Source organism: Pannonibacter carbonis, assembly GCF_003012935.1.
Classification (GTDB): domain Bacteria; phylum Pseudomonadota; class Alphaproteobacteria; order Rhizobiales; family Stappiaceae; genus Pannonibacter; species Pannonibacter carbonis.
This window is the reverse complement of record NZ_PUDR01000004.1, coordinates 211,775-229,199: the sequence shown is the minus strand read 5'-3', so window position 1 is coordinate 229,199 and position 17,425 is coordinate 211,775. Positions and strand designations below refer to the sequence as shown.

The 17,425-nt window shown below is 63.7% G+C and carries 15 protein-coding genes; 9 read left to right on the top strand and 6 right to left on the bottom strand.

Annotation, left to right across the window (positions count from 1 at the left end):
• Positions 1–306 precede the first annotated feature (306 nt).
• Positions 307–960: a fructose-6-phosphate aldolase gene (fsa, locus tag C8348_RS07420; RefSeq protein WP_106752664.1), complete on the bottom strand. Its 654-nt coding sequence runs from the start codon at positions 958–960 to the stop codon at positions 307–309.
• 337 nt (positions 961–1,297) lie between these two features.
• Here fsa and C8348_RS07415 point away from each other — a divergent pair, with 337 nt between their 5' ends.
• From C8348_RS07415 to C8348_RS07390, 6 genes are all read left to right on the top strand, one after another.
• The gene (locus C8348_RS07415) at positions 1,298–3,493 is read left to right on the top strand and encodes a primosomal protein N' (protein WP_106752663.1); all 2,196 of its coding nucleotides are present in this window, start codon (positions 1,298–1,300) and stop codon (positions 3,491–3,493) included.
• A 231-nt stretch (positions 3,494–3,724) separates the two neighbouring features.
• Positions 3,725–4,285 (top strand): F0F1 ATP synthase subunit delta, encoded by a 561-nt coding sequence (locus tag C8348_RS07410; protein ID WP_106752863.1) that lies wholly within the window; start codon positions 3,725–3,727, stop codon positions 4,283–4,285.
• Positions 4,285–5,814 carry a F0F1 ATP synthase subunit alpha gene (atpA, locus tag C8348_RS07405; RefSeq protein ID WP_106752662.1) on the top strand — a complete coding sequence of 510 codons (1,530 nt, stop codon included), beginning with the start codon at positions 4,285–4,287 and terminating at the stop codon, positions 5,812–5,814. Before C8348_RS07410 ends, atpA begins: the two co-directional genes overlap by 1 nt.
• Before the next feature lie 36 nt (positions 5,815–5,850).
• Entirely contained in the window at positions 5,851–6,729 is an 879-nt protein-coding gene (locus C8348_RS07400) for a F0F1 ATP synthase subunit gamma (protein ID WP_106752661.1), read from the top strand.
• Positions 6,730–6,748: 19 nt separating this feature from the next.
• On the top strand, positions 6,749–8,173 hold the full coding sequence (atpD, locus tag C8348_RS07395; RefSeq protein ID WP_106752660.1) for a F0F1 ATP synthase subunit beta: 1,425 nt from the start codon (positions 6,749–6,751) through the stop codon (positions 8,171–8,173).
• 106 nt (positions 8,174–8,279) lie between these two features.
• Positions 8,280–8,687, top strand: coding sequence for a F0F1 ATP synthase subunit epsilon (locus C8348_RS07390; RefSeq protein ID WP_106752659.1), 408 nt, complete (start codon positions 8,280–8,282; stop codon positions 8,685–8,687).
• 162 nt (positions 8,688–8,849) lie between these two features.
• Here the strand turns inward: C8348_RS07390 and C8348_RS07385 are convergent, their stop codons facing one another.
• From C8348_RS07385 to C8348_RS07365, 5 genes are all read right to left on the bottom strand, one after another.
• Positions 8,850–9,053 (bottom strand): hypothetical protein, encoded by a 204-nt coding sequence (locus tag C8348_RS07385; protein WP_106752862.1) that lies wholly within the window; start codon positions 9,051–9,053, stop codon positions 8,850–8,852.
• 242 nt (positions 9,054–9,295) lie between these two features.
• Complete coding sequence (locus C8348_RS07380; RefSeq protein ID WP_106752658.1) at positions 9,296–10,906, bottom strand: NTP transferase domain-containing protein; 1,611 nt, start codon at positions 10,904–10,906, stop codon at positions 9,296–9,298.
• Entirely contained in the window at positions 10,906–11,622 is a 717-nt protein-coding gene (locus tag C8348_RS07375) for an XdhC family protein (RefSeq protein ID WP_106752657.1), read from the bottom strand. The genes C8348_RS07380 and C8348_RS07375 overlap by 1 nt, the downstream gene beginning before the upstream one ends.
• Positions 11,612–11,968: an XdhC family protein gene (locus C8348_RS07370; protein ID WP_106752656.1), complete on the bottom strand. Its 357-nt coding sequence runs from the start codon at positions 11,966–11,968 to the stop codon at positions 11,612–11,614. Before C8348_RS07370 ends, C8348_RS07375 begins: the two co-directional genes overlap by 11 nt.
• Positions 11,969–12,169: 201 nt before the next feature.
• Entirely contained in the window at positions 12,170–13,780 is a 1,611-nt protein-coding gene (locus tag C8348_RS07365) for a phosphoenolpyruvate carboxykinase (protein WP_106752655.1), read from the bottom strand.
• A 457-nt stretch (positions 13,781–14,237) separates the two neighbouring features.
• Between C8348_RS07365 and C8348_RS07360 the strand changes: the two genes are divergently transcribed.
• The 3 genes from C8348_RS07360 (at position 14,238) to C8348_RS07350 (ending at position 17,349) form a co-directional block, all read left to right on the top strand.
• The gene (locus tag C8348_RS07360) at positions 14,238–14,936 is read left to right on the top strand and encodes a response regulator transcription factor (RefSeq protein ID WP_106752861.1); all 699 of its coding nucleotides are present in this window, start codon (positions 14,238–14,240) and stop codon (positions 14,934–14,936) included.
• 77 nt (positions 14,937–15,013) lie between these two features.
• Positions 15,014–16,861, top strand: coding sequence for a sensor histidine kinase (locus C8348_RS07355; RefSeq protein ID WP_106752654.1), 1,848 nt, complete (start codon positions 15,014–15,016; stop codon positions 16,859–16,861).
• 17 nt (positions 16,862–16,878) lie between these two features.
• The gene (locus C8348_RS07350; protein ID WP_244293954.1) at positions 16,879–17,349 is read left to right on the top strand and encodes an HPr kinase/phosphorylase; all 471 of its coding nucleotides are present in this window, start codon (positions 16,879–16,881) and stop codon (positions 17,347–17,349) included.
• Positions 17,350–17,425 lie beyond the last annotated feature (76 nt).

Sequence of the window (17,425 nt, the reverse complement as noted above, 5' to 3'; positions counted from 1 at the left end):
GGCGGTTGCCTGCGCAACTGTGGGGCTGCCGGGTGACCCAAGAGCTAACCCCGGGCGAGTGCGAGGCGGAGACCCGGGACCTACGCGCTTCCAGAGCAGACTATGTTAGCCGCGCCGCCAGCGGTTTGACGCAGCGTGAGCTTGTGAAGGGCGCCGCATCGCCCGCATCAACACTCTGGAAACGAGTGGGCCGGCTCGGCGTTTCTCTTGGCCGGGGTGACTCGGAACGCAAATCGGCAGTCACAAGGGCTGCAAACAAAAACGGCACCCGAGAGGGTGCCGTTTCAATGCTGGTGGCCGAGGCGATCAGGCGATCGACTGGCCGGTCTTGGCCCAGTCTGCCAGGAAGGTTTCGAGGCCCTTGTCGGTCAGCGGATGCTTGACCAGCGCCTTGAGGGTCGACGGCGGGATGGTGGCGACGTCGGCACCGATGATGGCGCAGTCGCGCACGTGGTTGATCGTGCGGATCGAGGCAGCCAGGATCTCGGTGGCGAAACCGTAGTTGTCGTAGATCGTGCGGATCTCGCGGATCAGTTCAAGGCCGTCGAGATTGATGTCGTCGAGGCGGCCGATGAAGGGCGAGATGTAGGTGGCGCCGGCCTTGGCGGCCAGAAGGGCCTGGGTAGCAGAGAAGCACAGGGTGACGTTGGTCTTGTGGCCAGCCGAGGTGAGCGCCTTGCAGGCCTTGAGACCGTCCATGGTCAACGGCAGCTTGATGACGACATTCGGCGCAATGGCGGCGAGCACCTTGGCCTCGCGCATGATGCCTTCATAGTCGGTGGCGGCAACTTCTGCGGAGACCGGGCCGTCCGTGATCTTGCAGATTTCTGCGATCACATCCTTCATCGGGCGGCCAGCCTTCATGATCAGGGAGGGGTTGGTGGTCACGCCGTCCAGAAGGCCGGTGGCAGCCAGTTCGGCGATTTCTGCGGTATCGGCCGTATCGACAAAGAACTTCATCTGGGTATCAACTCCCCTTGTGCCCACGCAAACAGGGCACGTCCACTCGAAATGAGGCGGGACGGAAGACGGCATGCGCCATCTGCCACTCCGGTCCCCGTCTGTTTAGCGTAGGATCGCGCAGTGCAACACCCCCGATTCGGTGCGGCCTGTGATTTTGCGGAGCGTACCTCAGCCCTCGGCATGATCTTGACCGCCGGGCCGAGGCAAAGGGGTGTTCAGGACCGTTTGCAGCCCTGGACCTGACATTCGCGAGAATACCGGTTTGACCTGAGCCGGTCCCCGGCTGAAAACGGACCAGTTAAGCTGGACACAAACTACCGGAGACGATTGCGGCGTGCTGTTCGACGACCTGCCCGAAACGCGTGAGACGATTGCCAGCGTGCTGGTGCCTGTCGCCGTGCCCGAGCCCTACACCTACCGGGTGCCAGCGGGCCAGACCGTCGTGCCGGGGTCCATTGTGCGGGTGCCGCTGGGTCCGCGTGAGGTCGTCGGCGCGGTCTGGGACACACCGGCGGATGCGGCCATCAATCCCGCCAAGCTGAAACAGATCAGCCATGTCTATGACTGTCCGCCGCTGACGGACGAGTTGCGGCGTTTCATCGACTGGGTTGCCACCTGGACGCTGGCCTCGCCCGGGATGGTGCTGCGCATGGTGCTGCGCTCCGAAGACGCGCTGGAGCCGGAAGCACCTGTGCCGGGCCTGCGTCTGGTGCTGGACCGCCAGCCTGATCGCATGACCCCGGCCCGGGCGCGGGTGATCGAAACCGCCAGCGAGGGCTTTGCCTGGACCCGCGCCGGCCTTGCCGCCACCGCCGGCGTCAGTTCCTCCGTCATCGATGGCCTGACCGCGCAAGGGGTGTTTGAACCCGTCTTCATGACGGCAACCCCGTTGCCACCGATGCCGGAGCCCGAATTCAACCCGCCGAACCTGACGCCGATGCAGGATGAAGTGGCCAAGGCGCTGGTGGCGAGCTTCGCCAAGGGCGGCGTTGTTTCGCTCATTGACGGGGTGACCGGCTCGGGAAAGACCGAGGTCTATTTCGAAGCCGTCGCCGAAGCCGTCCGGCGCGGCCGCCAGGCTGTGATCCTCGTGCCGGAAATCGGCCTGACGGAACAGTTCCTGCGCCGCTTTGAAACGCGGTTCGGCGTCGCGCCGGCCGAATGGCATTCGGAGATCACGCCAAAGAAGCGCGCCCGGGTCTGGCGCGGGGTGGCGAGCGGCGAGGTGCCGGTTGTTGTCGGTGCGCGCTCGGCCCTCTTCCTGCCCTTCGCCGATCTGGGGCTCATCGTCGTCGACGAAGAGCACGACACGGCCTTCAAGCAGGATGATCGGGTGTCCTATAATGCCCGCGACATGGCGGTAGTGCGTGGCCATCTGGCCCGCTTCCCGGTGGTCCTTGCCTCGGCGACACCGTCCGTGGAAAGCCGGGTCAATGCGGATGTTGGCCGCTATCAACGCCATATCCTGCCCGAGCGCGCCAGCGGCGCGAGCCTGCCGGAATTGTCCGTCATCGACATGCGCATCGAGGGGCCGGAACGCGGCCGCTGGATCGCGCCGGGCCTGATTACGGCCATGCGCGAGACTTTCGCCGACAAGGGCCAGTCACTGCTGTTTCTCAACCGGCGTGGCTATGCCCCGCTGACGCTCTGCCGCTCCTGTGGCCACCGCTTACAGTGCAGCCAGTGCAGCGCCTGGCTGGTCGAGCACCGGATGAAGGGCAAGCTGGTTTGCCACCACTGTGGCCACAACGAAGCCATTCCGCGTGCCTGCCCGGCCTGCGGCACCCAGGATGCCCTCGTCGCCTGCGGGCCCGGCGTGGAGCGCGTCGCCGAGGAGGTGGAGGGACTGTTTCCGGACGCCCGCGTGCTGGTCCTCTCCTCCGACCTGCTGGGGGGACCGGCGCGGCTGCGACGCGAAATGAAGATTGTCGAGGAGGGAGGCGCAGATATCGTCATCGGCACTCAGCTTGTCGCCAAGGGTCACAACTTTCCGCTGATGAAGCTTGTCGGTGTCGTGGATGCAGATCTTGGGCTTGCCCACGGAGATCCACGCGCAGCCGAACGAACGTTCCAGCTGCTCGCCCAGGTGACGGGCCGGGCTGGCCGTGTGACGGGCGGCGGGCGTGGGATCCTGCAAAGCTACTCGCCGGAGCACCCCGTGCTGCGCGCGCTCCTGTCAGGTGACCGGGAAGCATTCTACCGCGCCGAGATTGAAGCGCGCCGGGTGGCCGGGCTTCCCCCGTTCGGCAGACTTGCGGCGCTGGTGATCTCCGGCCCGGACAAGCCGGCGACAGAAGCCTTCGCCCGCGCGGTCTCCCGTGTTGCGCCCCCGGATCGGTCAGTGACAATTCTCGGGCCAGCCGAAGCGGCGCTGGCGATGGTGCGCGGGCGCTACAGGTTCCGGCTTCTGGCCATGGCGCCGCGCCAGACCGACCTGCAAGCCTATCTGAGGCACTGGATGCGCCTTGCGCCGCCGGCACGCGGGGGACTGAAACTGCAGATCGACATCGATCCGCAGCAGTTTCTGTGACAGCGTTTGTGACAGGGGCGAACGGCTGCGGCAAGAATCCTTCGCAATTGCGGCCATTGTCCGCCCTTGTGAAGTTGCACACCACATCGGCCTGTGTTATTCGAGGCGCGGCTTCTGGGGGCGCGGTTCTGCCGTCAATCCAATTGACCCTGAAAACCCAATAAATTTCAAGGCATTGTGACGGATAGTCTGGTGCGGCGCCTTGGAATTGTGTCAGAGAGCTCGGATCAGGTGACTGACAACACAACTCTCGTTTCCGGCGTGGCAAAGCGGTATGCCGCAGCCCTGCTCGAACTTGCCGAAGACGGTGGCGCGACCAGTGAGGTCGAGCGTGACCTCGCAGCTTTCGACTCCATGCTGGCCGAAAGCGCGGATCTCGTCCGTCTTGTGCGCAGCCCGGTGTTTACTGCCGACGAACAGCAGGCGGCGCTTGACGCCCTGCTGACCAAGGCAGGCATCACCGGTCTGGCCGCCAACTTCGTCAAGCTTGCAGCCAAGAACCGCCGTCTTTTCGTTCTTCCCGACATGATCAAGGCCTTCCGCGCCCTGCTCGCTGAAAAGCGTGGCGAGGCAACGGCCGAGGTCGTCTCCGCAGCTCCGCTGTCGGATGCTCATGTCGCGGCGCTCAAGGAGGGTCTTTCTGCCTCCACGGGCAAGAAGATCAACATCGCCGCGCGCGTCGACCCTGCTCTCATTGGCGGCCTTGTCGTCAAGGTGGGCAGCCGTATGGTCGATACGTCGCTGCGCACCAAGCTCAATTCTCTTAAGTTCGCAATGAAAGAGGTCGGCTGATGGATATTCGGGCCGCGGAAATTTCCGCTATCCTCAAGGACCAAATCAAGAGCTTCGGCCAGGATGCCGAGGTGACTGAGGTTGGTCAGGTGCTGTCCGTCGGTGACGGTATCGCCCGCGTCTACGGCCTGGACAATGTCCAGGCCGGTGAAATGGTCGAGTTCCCGGGCGGCGTGCGTGGCATGGCGCTGAACCTCGAAACCGACAACGTCGGTATCGTGATTTTCGGTTCCGACCGCGAAATCAAGGAAGGCGACACCGTCAAGCGCACCGGCGCCATCGTGGAAGTCCCGGTCGGCAAGGGCCTGCTCGGCCGCGTTGTCGATCCGCTGGGCAACCCGCTGGACGGCAAGGGCCCGATCGAGGCGACCGAGCGTCGCCGCGTGGACGTCAAGGCGCCTGGCATTCTGCCGCGCAAGTCCGTGCACGAGCCGATGTCCACCGGCCTCAAGGCGATTGACGCCCTGATCCCGGTCGGTCGTGGCCAGCGCGAACTGGTGATCGGTGATCGTCAGACTGGCAAGACCGCCATTCTGCTCGACACCTTCCTGAACCAGAAGTCCCTGCACGCCGGTGACGACGAGAGCAACAAGCTGTACTGCATCTACGTTGCGGTCGGCCAGAAGCGCTCCACCGTTGCCCAGTTCGTGAAGACCCTGGAAGACGCAGGTGCCCTGCCGTACTCCATCGTCGTCGCCGCGACCGCTTCGGACGCAGCTCCGCTGCAGTTCCTGGCTCCGTTCGCCGGCTGCGCCATGGGCGAGTTCTTCCGCGACAACGGCATGCATGCCGTGATCGGCTATGACGATCTGTCCAAGCAGGCCGTGGCTTACCGCCAGATGTCCCTGCTTCTGCGCCGTCCGCCCGGACGTGAAGCTTTCCCGGGCGACGTGTTCTACCTGCACTCGCGTCTGCTGGAGCGCGCGGCCAAGCTGAACGATGCCAATGGCAACGGTTCGCTGACCGCTCTCCCGGTCATCGAGACCCAGGCGAACGACGTGTCGGCCTACATTCCCACCAACGTGATCTCGATCACCGACGGTCAGATCTTCCTTGAAACCGACCTGTTCTACCAGGGCGTCCGTCCGGCGGTTAACGTCGGCCTGTCGGTGTCCCGCGTGGGCTCTTCGGCTCAGATCAAGGCGATGAAGCAGGTTGCAGGCCCGATCAAGGGCGAGCTGGCGCAGTACCGCGAAATGGCGGCCTTTGCCCAGTTCGGCTCGGATCTCGACGCCACCACCCAGCGTCTGCTGAACCGCGGTGCCCGTCTCGTCGAGCTGCTGAAGCAGCCGCAGTTCTCGCCCCTCAAGACCGAGGAGCAGGTTGCGGTGATTTACGCCGGCGTGAATGGTTACCTGGACAAGATCGCCGTCGATCGCGTTCGCGACTTCGAGGCTGGTCTGCTGCTTTCCCTGCGTGGTGAGCACAAGGACCTTCTCGACGCGATCTGGCAGAAGAAGGCTCTCGACGACGAGCTGACCGCCCGCCTGCGCGCGGCGATCGATGCTTTCGCCAAGAGCTTCTCTTAATCCCGGAACGCTGTCTGAGAAGGAGCGGGGGCGGCCATGCCGAGCCTGAAGGACCTACGAAACCGCATCGCCTCGGTCAAGGCGACGCAGAAGATCACCAAGGCCATGAAAATGGTGGCCGCGGCGAAGCTGCGTCGCGCCCAGGAAGCTGCGGAGGCTGCCCGGCCCTATGCGGAACGCATGGACCAGGTGCTGGCCAATATCGCCGTCGCCTTCGAAGGCCGCGACGATGCGCCGAAGCTGATGTCCGGCACGGGGCACGATCAGGTACATCTCCTGATCGTTGCCACGGCCGAGCGCGGCCTGTGCGGTGGCTTCAATTCGTCGATTGCAAAGCTGGCGCGCGAGCGCGCCCGCAGCCTGATTGCCCAGGGCAAAGAGGTGAAAATCCTCTGCGTCGGCAAGAAGGGCTATGACGCGATCAAGCGTGAGTTCGGCAAGCTCGTGCTGCGCACGATCGAACTGCGCGGCGTGAAGTCGATTGGCTATGCCAATGCCGCTGAAATCGCCGACCTGGTCCTGTCCATGTATGACAAGGGCGAGTTCGACGTCTGCACCCTGATGTATGCCGAGTTCAAGTCGGTCATCAGCCAGGTGCCGACGGCTCTGCAGATCATTCCGGCCAAGCTGCCGGAAGGCAAGGTGTCCTCTGACGCCGCGCAGGTCTATGAGTACGAACCGGACGAGGCCGAAATTCTGACCGATATTCTGCCCCGCAATATTGCGGTGCAGATCTTCCGCGCGCTCCTTGAGAACGCCGCGTCGGAGCAGGGCGCCCGCATGTCCGCCATGGACAACGCGACCCGCAACGCCGGTGACATGATCAAGAAACTGACCCTGAAGTACAACCGTCAGCGTCAGGCTCAGATCACCAAGGAACTGATTGAAATCATCTCGGGCGCAGAGGCGCTCTGACCGGATCGAGGATTTAGGGATGGCTGACACAAAAGTCGGACAGATTACCCAGGTCATCGGCGCCGTGGTCGACGTCAAGTTCGACGGCCACCTGCCGCAGATTCTGAACAGCCTGGAAACTGAGAACCAGGGCGCCCGTCTGGTGCTCGAAGTTGCCCAGCATCTTGGCGAAAACACCGTGCGCACCATCGCCATGGACTCGACCGAAGGTCTGGTTCGCGGTCAGAAGGTGACCGACACCGGCGGATCGATTTCCGTGCCGGTCGGCGCTGGCACCCTTGGCCGCATCATGAACGTGATCGGTGAGCCGGTGGATGAAGCCGGTCCGATCGTTCACGACACCAAGCGCGGCATCCACCAGGAAGCTCCGTCTTTCGTCGAGCAGTCGACCGAAGCCGAGATCCTGGTCACTGGCATCAAGGTCGTTGACCTTCTGGCTCCGTACGCCAAGGGCGGCAAGATCGGCCTGTTCGGCGGCGCCGGCGTGGGCAAGACCGTTCTGATCATGGAACTGATCAACAACGTCGCAAAGGCGCACGGCGGTTATTCCGTGTTCGCCGGCGTTGGCGAGCGTACTCGTGAAGGTAACGACCTTTACTGGGAAATGATCGAATCCGGCGTGAACAAGGAAGGCGGCGGCGAAGGCTCCAAGGCTGCGCTTGTTTACGGCCAGATGAACGAGCCCCCCGGTGCGCGCGCCCGCGTTGCGCTGACCGGTCTGACCGTCGCAGAGCACTTCCGCGACCAGGGCCAGGACGTGCTGTTCTTCGTCGACAACATCTTCCGCTTCACCCAGGCGGGTTCGGAAGTGTCGGCGCTGCTCGGCCGTATTCCGTCGGCCGTGGGTTACCAGCCGACGCTGGCGACCGACATGGGCACGATGCAGGAACGCATCACCACCACCACCAAGGGTTCGATCACCTCGGTGCAGGCCGTTTACGTGCCCGCCGACGACTTGACCGACCCGGCGCCGGCTTCGACCTTCGCCCACCTCGACGCAACGACGGTTCTGAACCGTTCGATCGCCGAAAAGGGCATCTACCCAGCCGTGGATCCGCTGGACTCCACCTCGCGCATGCTTGACGCCCGTATCATCGGCGACGAGCACTACAACGTGGCCCGTCAGGTTCAGCAGACCCTGCAGCGCTACAAGGCCCTGCAGGACATCATCGCGATCCTGGGCATGGACGAACTGTCCGAAGAGGACAAGCTCACCGTGGCCCGCGCCCGCAAGATCGAGCGCTTCCTGTCCCAGCCGTTCTTCGTCGCCGAAGTCTTCACCGGCTCGCCGGGTAAGCTCGTCGCGCTCGAAGACACGATCAAGGGCTTCAAGGGCCTCGTCAGCGGCGAATACGATCACCTGCCGGAAGCTGCCTTCTACATGGTCGGCAACATCCAGGAAGCGATCGAAAAGGCTCAGCGCCTGGCTGCCGAAGCCGCGTGATGCAACAGGCCGCCGGTAACCCGGCGGCCGCTCAACCGGGGCGCGCCAGTCGCGCCTCGTTTCACGATCCGATTGCCAGCCAGTCGACCAGTAAAGGACTTGCCAGATGGCACAGCCATTCCAGTTCGAGCTTGTCTCGCCCGAGCGCCTTCTCGTGTCGGAGAAAGTGCTTGAGGTTACCGTGCCGGGCAGCGAAGGCGAGTTCGGCGTCCTCAAGGATCACAGCCCGTTCATGTCCACCGTCCGTCCGGGCCTCTTGAAGGTTCGCAAGGACGGCGGCCAGGTTGTCGAGTTTTTCGTGCGCGGCGGCTTTGCCGACGTCAACGGCAACGGTCTTACCGTGCTTGCCGAGATGGCCGTGCCGGTTACCGAACTGAAGGCCGACGTGCTTGCGCAGCATGTCAAGGACGCTGAAGAAGACGTCGCCGATGCACGTGATGACGCAAGCCGGCAGAAGGCAGAAATGCTGTTGAGCCAGCTTCGCGAAATCCAGGCAGCGCTCAAGGCAGCCTGATCGCAAGAACGCTGCATGCTGATATGAGTGAAGGGCAGGACCGCGAGGTACCTGCCCTTTGCTTTTGCTGGCGCAGACATGCCCATAAACACAAAGAAGCCCGGGCTTTCGCTCCGGGCTTCTTTGCACGCGATGGGGCCACGTGCGCCGCTTATGTTTTTGTTAGGCGGCGATTCGCTTGAAGCTTGCCGAGCTGTTGGCCGGCTTGGAGCGGCGACGCTCTTCCGGCGGCATGTAGACCAGGGCACGGTGATCGGTGCAGTAAGACACACCTGCATCGACGCGCTGGTTGCACGGGAACGTGTAATTGCCGGTATCGCCTTCTGCCCATTTGCAGCGGCCCGGACGGGGCAAGCTCAGATCCATGGTCATCCTCATGTCATATCTCGACTGGAAAGCGCAAAAAGCCGGCCGTTGGCCCGGGGGTTCCGGGACGGCCTTGCGAGCGCACCTGTCTATGAAATCCTGGTTGCTGGAACGCGAGGCGCGGGCGAGCCCGGCCTGCCGCGTGGCAACGCGAGTGGTGCATACATAAGCACCTGATTGCTGCAACGCAACTCTTTTGACGGCATAAGAGCTGCTCAGAAATCACATGGCTTTGCCAAAGGTTAACTGATGTTTAGTTCTCCCCCGGCGGCCGCAAGTGCTTCCCTTGTGTCGAGGTCGAGCCGGGCGGCCCCGCCGAGTTCCACTTCGGCCACGATCTCGGCCTCTCGGGCGATCAGGTGCCTTGCGCCGATGTCGCCTTCTAGTGCTTTCAGCTCTTCGAGGAAAACCGTGTCGAACAGCACAGGATTGCCGCGCTTGCCCTCTGCCGTGGCGACAATGATGAGATGCCGCTTGTCCCGATCATGCGCCGCAATCAGTTTGTCCACCATTGCAGCCGTGACGCCGGGCATGTCGCCCAGAAGGACGATGACACCATCCAGATCGCCCGGCAGCGCCTGCAGTCCCGCCCGGATGGAACTTGCCATGCCAGAGGCAAAATCCGGATTGTGGACAATTCGCGCCGAATGACCTTCGGCTTCCCGTGCGACACTGTCTCCCATATGCCCCGTGACCAGAACAACATCGCAGACGCTGCTGTTGCAGGCCGCATCGAGCGCATGGGCGACGAGGCTGCGGCCCTCCAGACGGGCCAGGAGCTTGTTGCCCCCTTCCATCCGGCTCGAACGTCCGGCAGCCAGGACCAGCGCGCCATAGCGCCGGTTCGGGCGAGGGGGGACCGGCTCGCGCAGGTGCGGCCGGGAGGTGATTTCCATCAGCAGGCCTCCAACGCCAAACGCGGTGATTTCGTCGACAGTAACGGGGATGTCGGCAAGCAGGCGCTGCAGCACCCAGTCAAAGCCATTCTCCTTTGGGCTGCGGGCGCAGCCCGGTGCGCCGATGACCGGCACGCCGGCAACGTCGCCCAGCAGCAGCAGATTGCCGGGGTCAACCGGCATGCCAAAGTGGTGAACCGTCCCGCCGGCAAGCCGGATGGCTTCGGGAAGCACATCCGCCCGGTCCACGACCGCCGATGCGCCGAAAAGAATCATCAGACCGGCGCCTTGCCCTAGTTGCTCCTGCAAAGCCGCTGCGACAGCGTGGGCGGCATGCTCTGTCCTGATTTCGGGGAGCAGCAGGCTTCCGGATGGCGACAGGCGCTGCTCAAGGACGCGGCGGGTCTTGTCCATGGTCACGGTCTTGAGCTGCGGCAGCTGCGTTGCGACCAGACCGACCGGGCGCGGCCGATAGGGAGCGATGCGCACCGCCGCGCGGGCCGCCGCTTCTGCGACGGCGACGGACTGGCCCGGTACAGCAAAGGGAATGATCTTGACCGTGGCAACCATCCGTCCAGCTTCAACGGCGGTCAGGTCCGGCAAGGTGGCAAGAGTGATCGCCGGATCGATCCGGTTGAAGCGATGGATCGCAGCCACGTCGAGCTGCAACACGCCATTGGCCTCGGCATAGAGATTGACCCGCCCCGTGAACGGCGCGTCGGTGACAATGGCCTGCCCGGCGACGGCACTTGCGAGCTGCTGGGCCGCGCTATCTTCCGGGATGTCGCCAGGCTCAAGCCGGGCCACGACAAGGGATGTGAGGCCGGCCTCGGCCAGCCTTGTGACATCGTCGGATGTCAGGGTGTGACCCTTTTTCAGCACGCGTTCGCCTATACGCTGGCTATGCGCAAGAAATGCACCAGCGGCCTCGGCGAGGGGAACCGGACCAAAGCGCATCAGAGGATCACCGGGCTGTCAGACCGGGCTACCGTTGTCTGGCGCAGGGCGGCGATGATTTCCGCCAGCACGGCAACCGCAATCTCGGCCGGGGAGGCAGCGCCGATGCTGAGGCCGATCGGCGCCTTGATGCGGGCGACGTCCGCCTCTGTCAGTCCGGCGGTCATCAATCGCTCTGCCCGCTTGCCGTGCGTCTTGCGGCTGCCGAGCGCGCCGACATAGAAGCATCCCGCCCGCAGCGCCGCGATCAAGGGCATGTCATCGATCTTGGGGTCATGCGTCACGGCCGCGAGCGCGGTGTAGGCGTCCAGCGGCGTTCGGGCGAGCACCTCGTCCGGCCACTCGGCCCGCAGCACGCGGGGAGGAAAGCGCTCCTCGCTGGCAAAGGCCGTTCTCGGATCAATGACCGTCACGTCAAAGCCCGCGATCTCGGCCATTGGCAGCAGCGCCTGCGAGATATGGACAGCGCCGATGATCACGAGCCGTGGCGAGGGAACCGAAACCGTCAGAAATGCGGCGCGGCCGTCCGGCGCCTCGACCTGACCAGACGCACCGCTGCGAAAGCGCTTCTCCAGCTCAGGATACAGAGGGTCGTCAGCGGACAGGGTGGCGGCCTGGACAAGGCGCTGGCTGCCGTCTTGCAGATCAGTCACAAGGATCGCCGCCTGACGCTGGGCCCTGGCCTCATTCAGGGCCGAAAGGAGATCAAGCCGCATCGGTCACGGGCTCCACATAGACGCGGATCCGGCCGCCACAGGACAGGCCGACGCGCCAGGCGGTTTCATCCGCCACACCGAACTCGAGCATCGTTGCACGGCCACTGGCGATCACATCCAGCGCCTCGCTCACGACGGACCCTTCGACACAACCGCCGGACACCGATCCTTCGAAATTGCCTTCAGAATCGATGACGAGGTGAGAGCCGACCGGACGGGGAGCAGAGCCCCAGGTCTCGACAACAGTCGCAATGGCCGCCTTGCGCCCCGACTGCACCCAGCGTTCAGCCACGGCCAGAACGTCGAGGTGGTGCGGAGCGGACCCCGATTGCGTCCCCGGTTGCATGCACTGCCTCCCTGACGGCGATAGTATTCTCCGTTCCATTGAGCATATAGGGCGGTTCAGATGGCGGAAAGGGTCACGGCTGTCATCAGCCGCGGAACTGTCGCAGCGGTGCTCAAACGAAAACAGCGCCCCAGGTTGCCCTGGGACGCTGCGGTGAGCCGTCTGCCGGCGGACAGACGGTCCTGAAGTCAAGCTGCCCGTTTATTCGGCGGCTTCCCGGACCACAGGAGCCGCGTCGCGGACGGCACCGTCCACGGCTTCCTCAAACTTGGCGAAGTTGTCGATGAACATCTGGACCAGCTTCTTGGCCTGCGCGTCATAGGCGGCACCGTCAGCCCAGGTCGAGCGCGGATCCAGGATGGCGCTGTCGACGCCCGGAACGGCTTCCGGCACGGCGAAGCCGAAGTTGGCGTCAGTGCGGAAGGTCGCGCCCTTCAGGGAGCCATCAAGTGCGGCGCGCAGGAGCGTGCGGGTGGCCTTGATCGGCATGCGGCTGCCAGTGCCATAGGCGCCGCCCGTCCAGCCGGTGTTGACCAGCCAGCAGTCGACATTGTGCTCGGCGATGAGGTCGCGCAGCAGGTTGCCGTATTCCGTCGGGTGGCGCGGAATGAACGGCGCGCCGAAGCAGGTGGAGAAGGTCGCCTGCGGCTCGGTCACGCCCTTTTCCGTACCGGCGACCTTGGCGGTGTAGCCGGAGAGGAAGTGGTACATGGCCTGCGCCGGGGTCAGCTTGGCGATCGGGGGCATGACGCCGAAGGCATCGGCCGTCAGCATGATGATCGTCTTCGGCTGCGGCGCAATGCCGGTGGCGGATGCGTTCGAGATGAAGTGGATCGGGTAAGCCGCGCGGGTGTTCTCGGTCTTGCGGCCGTCATCGAAATCGGGAACGCGCTTGTCGTCCAGCACCACGTTTTCAAGCACGGTGCCGAAACGCTGGGTGGTGGAGTAGATCTCCGGTTCTGCTTCCTTCGACAACTTGATGGTCTTGGCGTAGCAGCCGCCTTCGAAGTTGAAGACGCCGCCCTTGCCCCAGCCATGCTCGTCGTCGCCGATCAGGGTGCGCTCCGGATCCGCGGACAACGTGGTCTTGCCGGTGCCCGACAGGCCGAAGAAGACGGCGGTGTCACCATCCTTGCCGACGTTGGCCGAGCAATGCATCGGCATCACGCCCTGCGGCGGCAGCAGGTAGTTGAGGAAAGTGAAGACCGACTTCTTCATTTCGCCGGCATAGGACGTACCGCCGATCAGCACGATCATGCGCGTCAGGTCGCAGGCGATGACGGTTTCACCACGGCAGCCGTGGCGCGCCGGATCGGCCTTGAAACTCGGCAGATCGATGATGGTCATCTTCGGCTGGAACGTCGACAGGTCCTCGGCCTTCGGACGGATCAGCAGGTTGCGGATGAACAGCGAGTGCCAGGCGTACTGGGTGTAGACGCGAACCGGCAGGCGATACGCCTCATCGGCGCCCCCATAGAGATCCTGCGCGAACAGATCCCGGCCCTTGGCATGCGCGATGAAATCGGCCAGCAGTACGTCGAAATGCTCGCGGCTCATGCGGGCGTTGTTGTCCCACCAGACCTGGCCGGTGGTGTGCTCGTCAGCCACCACGAACTTGTCCTTCGGTGAGCGGCCGGTGTGCTGGCCGGTGTCAGCAACCAGAGCGCCGCCTGCGGACAGGCAAGCCTCGCCTCGGGTGAGCGCCTGCTCATACAGCGCAGGCTCGTTCTGGTTCCAGTAGATCGCAGACAGATCCGTCAGCCCAATGGTTTCAAGGCCAAAGGCCGGATTTCTGACACCCGTCTCTTTCATGGTCGCGCAATCCCTGTCGAAGAACCTGAAGTGGAGCGGCGGGGGGACGGGCATTTACCTTTACGCTGCCTCCCAAGTCCCGCGGCAGTCGGACCCTAGTTGATTGGGATTTCTGCAACAAGTGACCCTTTTGGAGAACCGTCATACTAAATCGATTAAAAGACGAAGACTTGCCAACATGATTTATTTCACTGTTCGAATTTAAGCAAAACTGTGGCGCTGCTGCTTTTGTCTTGTCTTATTCCGTTGACTGAGGGTGCACAGGTCAATCGCGGAGGCAGCGCGTGACGCAGGTCACAGCTTTGCCGATTAATGAAAGTCGTTCTGCTGTTCTGCCTTAATTGACGCTTTAAGGTTTGGTGCTGGTGAGCCAATGCCTTATTTTATGCGCAATTGCGGGGCCAAACGCTGAAAGTGAGATAACACCTTGACGGATCAGAGGACGAAGACCCGCATCATGCCGACGATTGCCTTGGTCGATGACGACCGCAACATTCTGACTTCGGTGTCGATTGCTCTGGAATCCGAAGGCTACCGGGTCCAGACCTACACGGACGGCGCATCGGCGCTGGACGGCCTGCTGACTGATCCCCCGACGCTGGCCATCTTCGACATCAAGATGCCCCGCATGGATGGCATGGAGCTGCTGCGCCGTCTGCGCCAGACGTCCGACATGCCGGTGATCTTCCTCACCTCCAAGGACGACGAGATCGACGAGTTGTTCGGGCTCAAGATGGGCGCGGATGATTTTATCCGGAAGCCGTTCTCGCAGCGCCTGCTGGTAGAGCGTGTCCGCGCTGTCCTGCGCCGCGTTTCGCCGCGCGATGCCTCGTCTCCGCGCGAGGATGCCGACAAGCTGCTGGAGCGGGGCCTGCTGCTGATGGACCAGGAGCGCCATACCTGCACCTGGAACGGCAAGCCGGTGACGCTGACGGTGACGGAGTTCCTGATCCTCTCGGCCCTGGCGCAGCGCCCGGGTGTGGTCAAGAGCCGCAATGCCCTCATGGACGCGGCCTATGACGATCAGGTCTATGTTGACGACCGGACGATCGACAGCCACATCAAGCGACTGCGCAAGAAATTCAAGATGGTCGACGATGATTTCGACATGATCGAAACGCTCTATGGCGTCGGTTATCGCTTTCGCGAGACCTGAGTTCGGCGCGCGGGTGGCAGGGAGCCTGCGCCGCGCCGGCGATGTAGACGCCAGCAGGGCCGCAGCAGCGGATTGCGATGGTTAGTGAAGCGGACAAGGACGACATGGCCTTGCGCCCGGCCGAAGCGGCCGGCGATCGGGGTGCTGCACCCTTGCGACGGCTTGGCAATCCGCGCCTACGCCGACGGGCCCGCCTGCGCATTGGCGCCTTCCTCGGCACCTATGTCTTCTCCTCGCTGACCAAGCGCATCGTCGTGCTCAATCTGGCCGGGCTGATCGCGCTGGTATCCGGCATTTTGTATCTGAACCAGTTCCGCGCCGGGCTGATTGATGCCCGGGTGCAGAGCCTGCTGACCCAGGGCGAAATCATCGCCAGCGCAATTGCCGCCTCTGCCACGGTGGACACCGGCGCCATCAGCGTCGACCCGGAAAAGCTGCTGCAGCTTCAGGCTGGCGAGACCTTGGGGCCAGACTCCAACTCTCTGACATCGCTGGATTTTCCGGTCAATCCGGAGCGGGTTGGGCCTGTGCTGCGGCGGCTGATCTCGCCGACCAAGACCCGTGCCCGGATCTATGATCCGGACGGCATGCTGATCCTGGATTCGCGCCATCTCTATTCCGGTCCCCAGATCCTGCGCTTCGATCTGCCGCCGCCCGAGGGCGAGGAGATCGGTATGCTCGACCGGGTCTGGCAGTCGACCAAGCTCTGGCTGCGCCAGGGCGATCTGCCGCTGTATCTTGAGGCCGGTGGCGGTGATGGCCGGGTCTATCCGGAGGTCGAGGCCGCCCTTGCCGGGTCGCCGGCCAGTGTCGTGCGCGTGTCGCAACGCGGCGAACTGATTGTATCGGTGGCAGTGCCGATCCAGCGTTTTCGCGCTGTGCTGGGAACGCTGCTGCTGTCCACACAGGGCGGCGACATCGACGCCATTGTCAGTGCCGAGCGCATCGCCATCATGCGAGTGTTTCTGGTGGCAGCGGGCGTGATGTTCATCATGTCCGTGCTTCTGGCCGGTACGATTGCCGGTCCGGTGCGCCGGCTGGCAGCAGCAGCGGAGCGGGTGCGCAAGGGCTCGAACTCGCGCCAGGAAATTCCGGACTTCTCTGACCGCCAGGATGAGATCGGCCATCTGGCGCGGGCCTTCCGCGACATGACCAATGCGCTCTACAATCGTATGGATGCCATCGAGCGCTTTGCCGCTGACGTTGCGCATGAGCTGAAAAACCCGCTGACGTCCCTGCGCAGCGCCGTGGAGACCTTGCCGCTGGCCAAGTCCGATACGTCGAGAGCCCGGTTGCTGGAGGTGATCCAGCATGATGTGCGGCGGCTGGATCGACTGATCACCGATATTTCCGATGCCTCGCGCCTCGATGCGGAACTGTCGCGCGGCAACGCCGAGGTTCTGGATGTGGCAAAACTCCTGCGCGGTGTGGCCGACATGAGCAACCAGCGGGCCAGCGACGACATGCCTCGGGTGATCCTGGCCATTGCGGATGTGAAGCCGGACAAACCGGGCGAGAAGAAGCCCGAAAACCCTTATGAGATGATGGGCTATGACAGCCGCCTGGCGCAGGTGATCAACAACCTGATCGACAATGCCCGCTCGTTTTCCCCCGAGGGGGGGAATGTCCGGATCGGTGCGAGCCGCAAGGCGGGGCGTATCCTCGTCACGGTTGACGATGACGGTCCCGGCATCCGGGCCGAGAAGATCGAGCGCATCTTCGAGCGCTTCTACACCGACCGGCCCGATGGCGAGGATTTCGGCAACAATTCCGGTCTTGGCCTCTCGATTTCGCGCCAGATCATCGAGGCGCACAAGGGTACGATCAGCGCCGAGAACCGCATGGAAAAGGATCCCGAGAGCGGTGAGCCACGGGTGACGGGGGCCCGGTTCACGATTTCCCTGCCAGCCGGACGGCCGGCGTGAGCGGCGGGGGAATGATCATGCCGCCTGAGCCGTACCAGCATGCGACGGCGCTGGTGCTGGGCTGCCATGGCCTGCTGCTGCGCGGTCCGTCCGGAGCGGGCAAGTCGATGCTGGCACTTGAACTTCTGGCGCTGGCGCGGCGAAAGGGACACTGGGCAGCACTGGTCGGCGATGACCGCGTCGTGTTGACGGCATATCCTTCCGGGCTGGTTGCCAGTGGAGCGCCGGTCCTCGCGGGTCAGATTGAGCTGCGGGGGCGCGGGATCGAAGGCGAGCTGGCCGAGCGGCAGGCCTTGATCCGTCTGGTTGTCGATCTTGTTCCAGCTGGGCAAATGGAGCGGATGCCGGAGGACGATGCGTTCCAGGTGACCCTGGCCGGTGTCGTCGTGGCGCGCCAACCGGCGCCGGAAAGGGATCTGCAACGTCAGGTGCTGCTGGTCCGGGCAGCGCTCGCCCAGCTCTGCAATGGGGCTGAATGCCCAGTTTAACGGAATTTAATCTGAAAAACGACTTGCTTTGCGCCGCGGCCTTGCCGACATTGCGGGCAAGCCGCCGAATGCGGGC

What these genes read in the sequence shown, in the direction of transcription:
- atpD (WP_106752660.1), top strand. Translation starts at nt 6,749, where the DNA reads ATGGCTGACACAAAAGTCGGACAGATTACCCAGGTCATCGGCGCCGTG.
- C8348_RS07375 (WP_106752657.1), bottom strand. Translation starts at nt 11,622, where the DNA reads ATGCGGCTTGATCTCCTTTCGGCCCTGAATGAGGCCAGGGCCCAGCGT.
- atpA (WP_106752662.1), top strand. Translation starts at nt 4,285, where the DNA reads ATGGATATTCGGGCCGCGGAAATTTCCGCTATCCTCAAGGACCAAATC.
- C8348_RS07360 (WP_106752861.1), top strand. Translation starts at nt 14,238, where the DNA reads ATGCCGACGATTGCCTTGGTCGATGACGACCGCAACATTCTGACTTCG.
- C8348_RS07350 (WP_244293954.1), top strand. Translation starts at nt 16,879, where the DNA reads ATGCCGCCTGAGCCGTACCAGCATGCGACGGCGCTGGTGCTGGGCTGC.
- fsa (WP_106752664.1), bottom strand. Translation starts at nt 960, where the DNA reads ATGAAGTTCTTTGTCGATACGGCCGATACCGCAGAAATCGCCGAACTG.
- C8348_RS07365 (WP_106752655.1), bottom strand. Translation starts at nt 13,780, where the DNA reads ATGAAAGAGACGGGTGTCAGAAATCCGGCCTTTGGCCTTGAAACCATT.
- C8348_RS07380 (WP_106752658.1), bottom strand. Translation starts at nt 10,906, where the DNA reads ATGCGCTTTGGTCCGGTTCCCCTCGCCGAGGCCGCTGGTGCATTTCTT.
- C8348_RS07355 (WP_106752654.1), top strand. Translation starts at nt 15,014, where the DNA reads ATGGTTAGTGAAGCGGACAAGGACGACATGGCCTTGCGCCCGGCCGAA.
- C8348_RS07385 (WP_106752862.1), bottom strand. Translation starts at nt 9,053, where the DNA reads ATGGATCTGAGCTTGCCCCGTCCGGGCCGCTGCAAATGGGCAGAAGGC.
- C8348_RS07390 (WP_106752659.1), top strand. Translation starts at nt 8,280, where the DNA reads ATGGCACAGCCATTCCAGTTCGAGCTTGTCTCGCCCGAGCGCCTTCTC.
- C8348_RS07370 (WP_106752656.1), bottom strand. Translation starts at nt 11,968, where the DNA reads ATGCAACCGGGGACGCAATCGGGGTCCGCTCCGCACCACCTCGACGTT.
- C8348_RS07400 (WP_106752661.1), top strand. Translation starts at nt 5,851, where the DNA reads ATGCCGAGCCTGAAGGACCTACGAAACCGCATCGCCTCGGTCAAGGCG.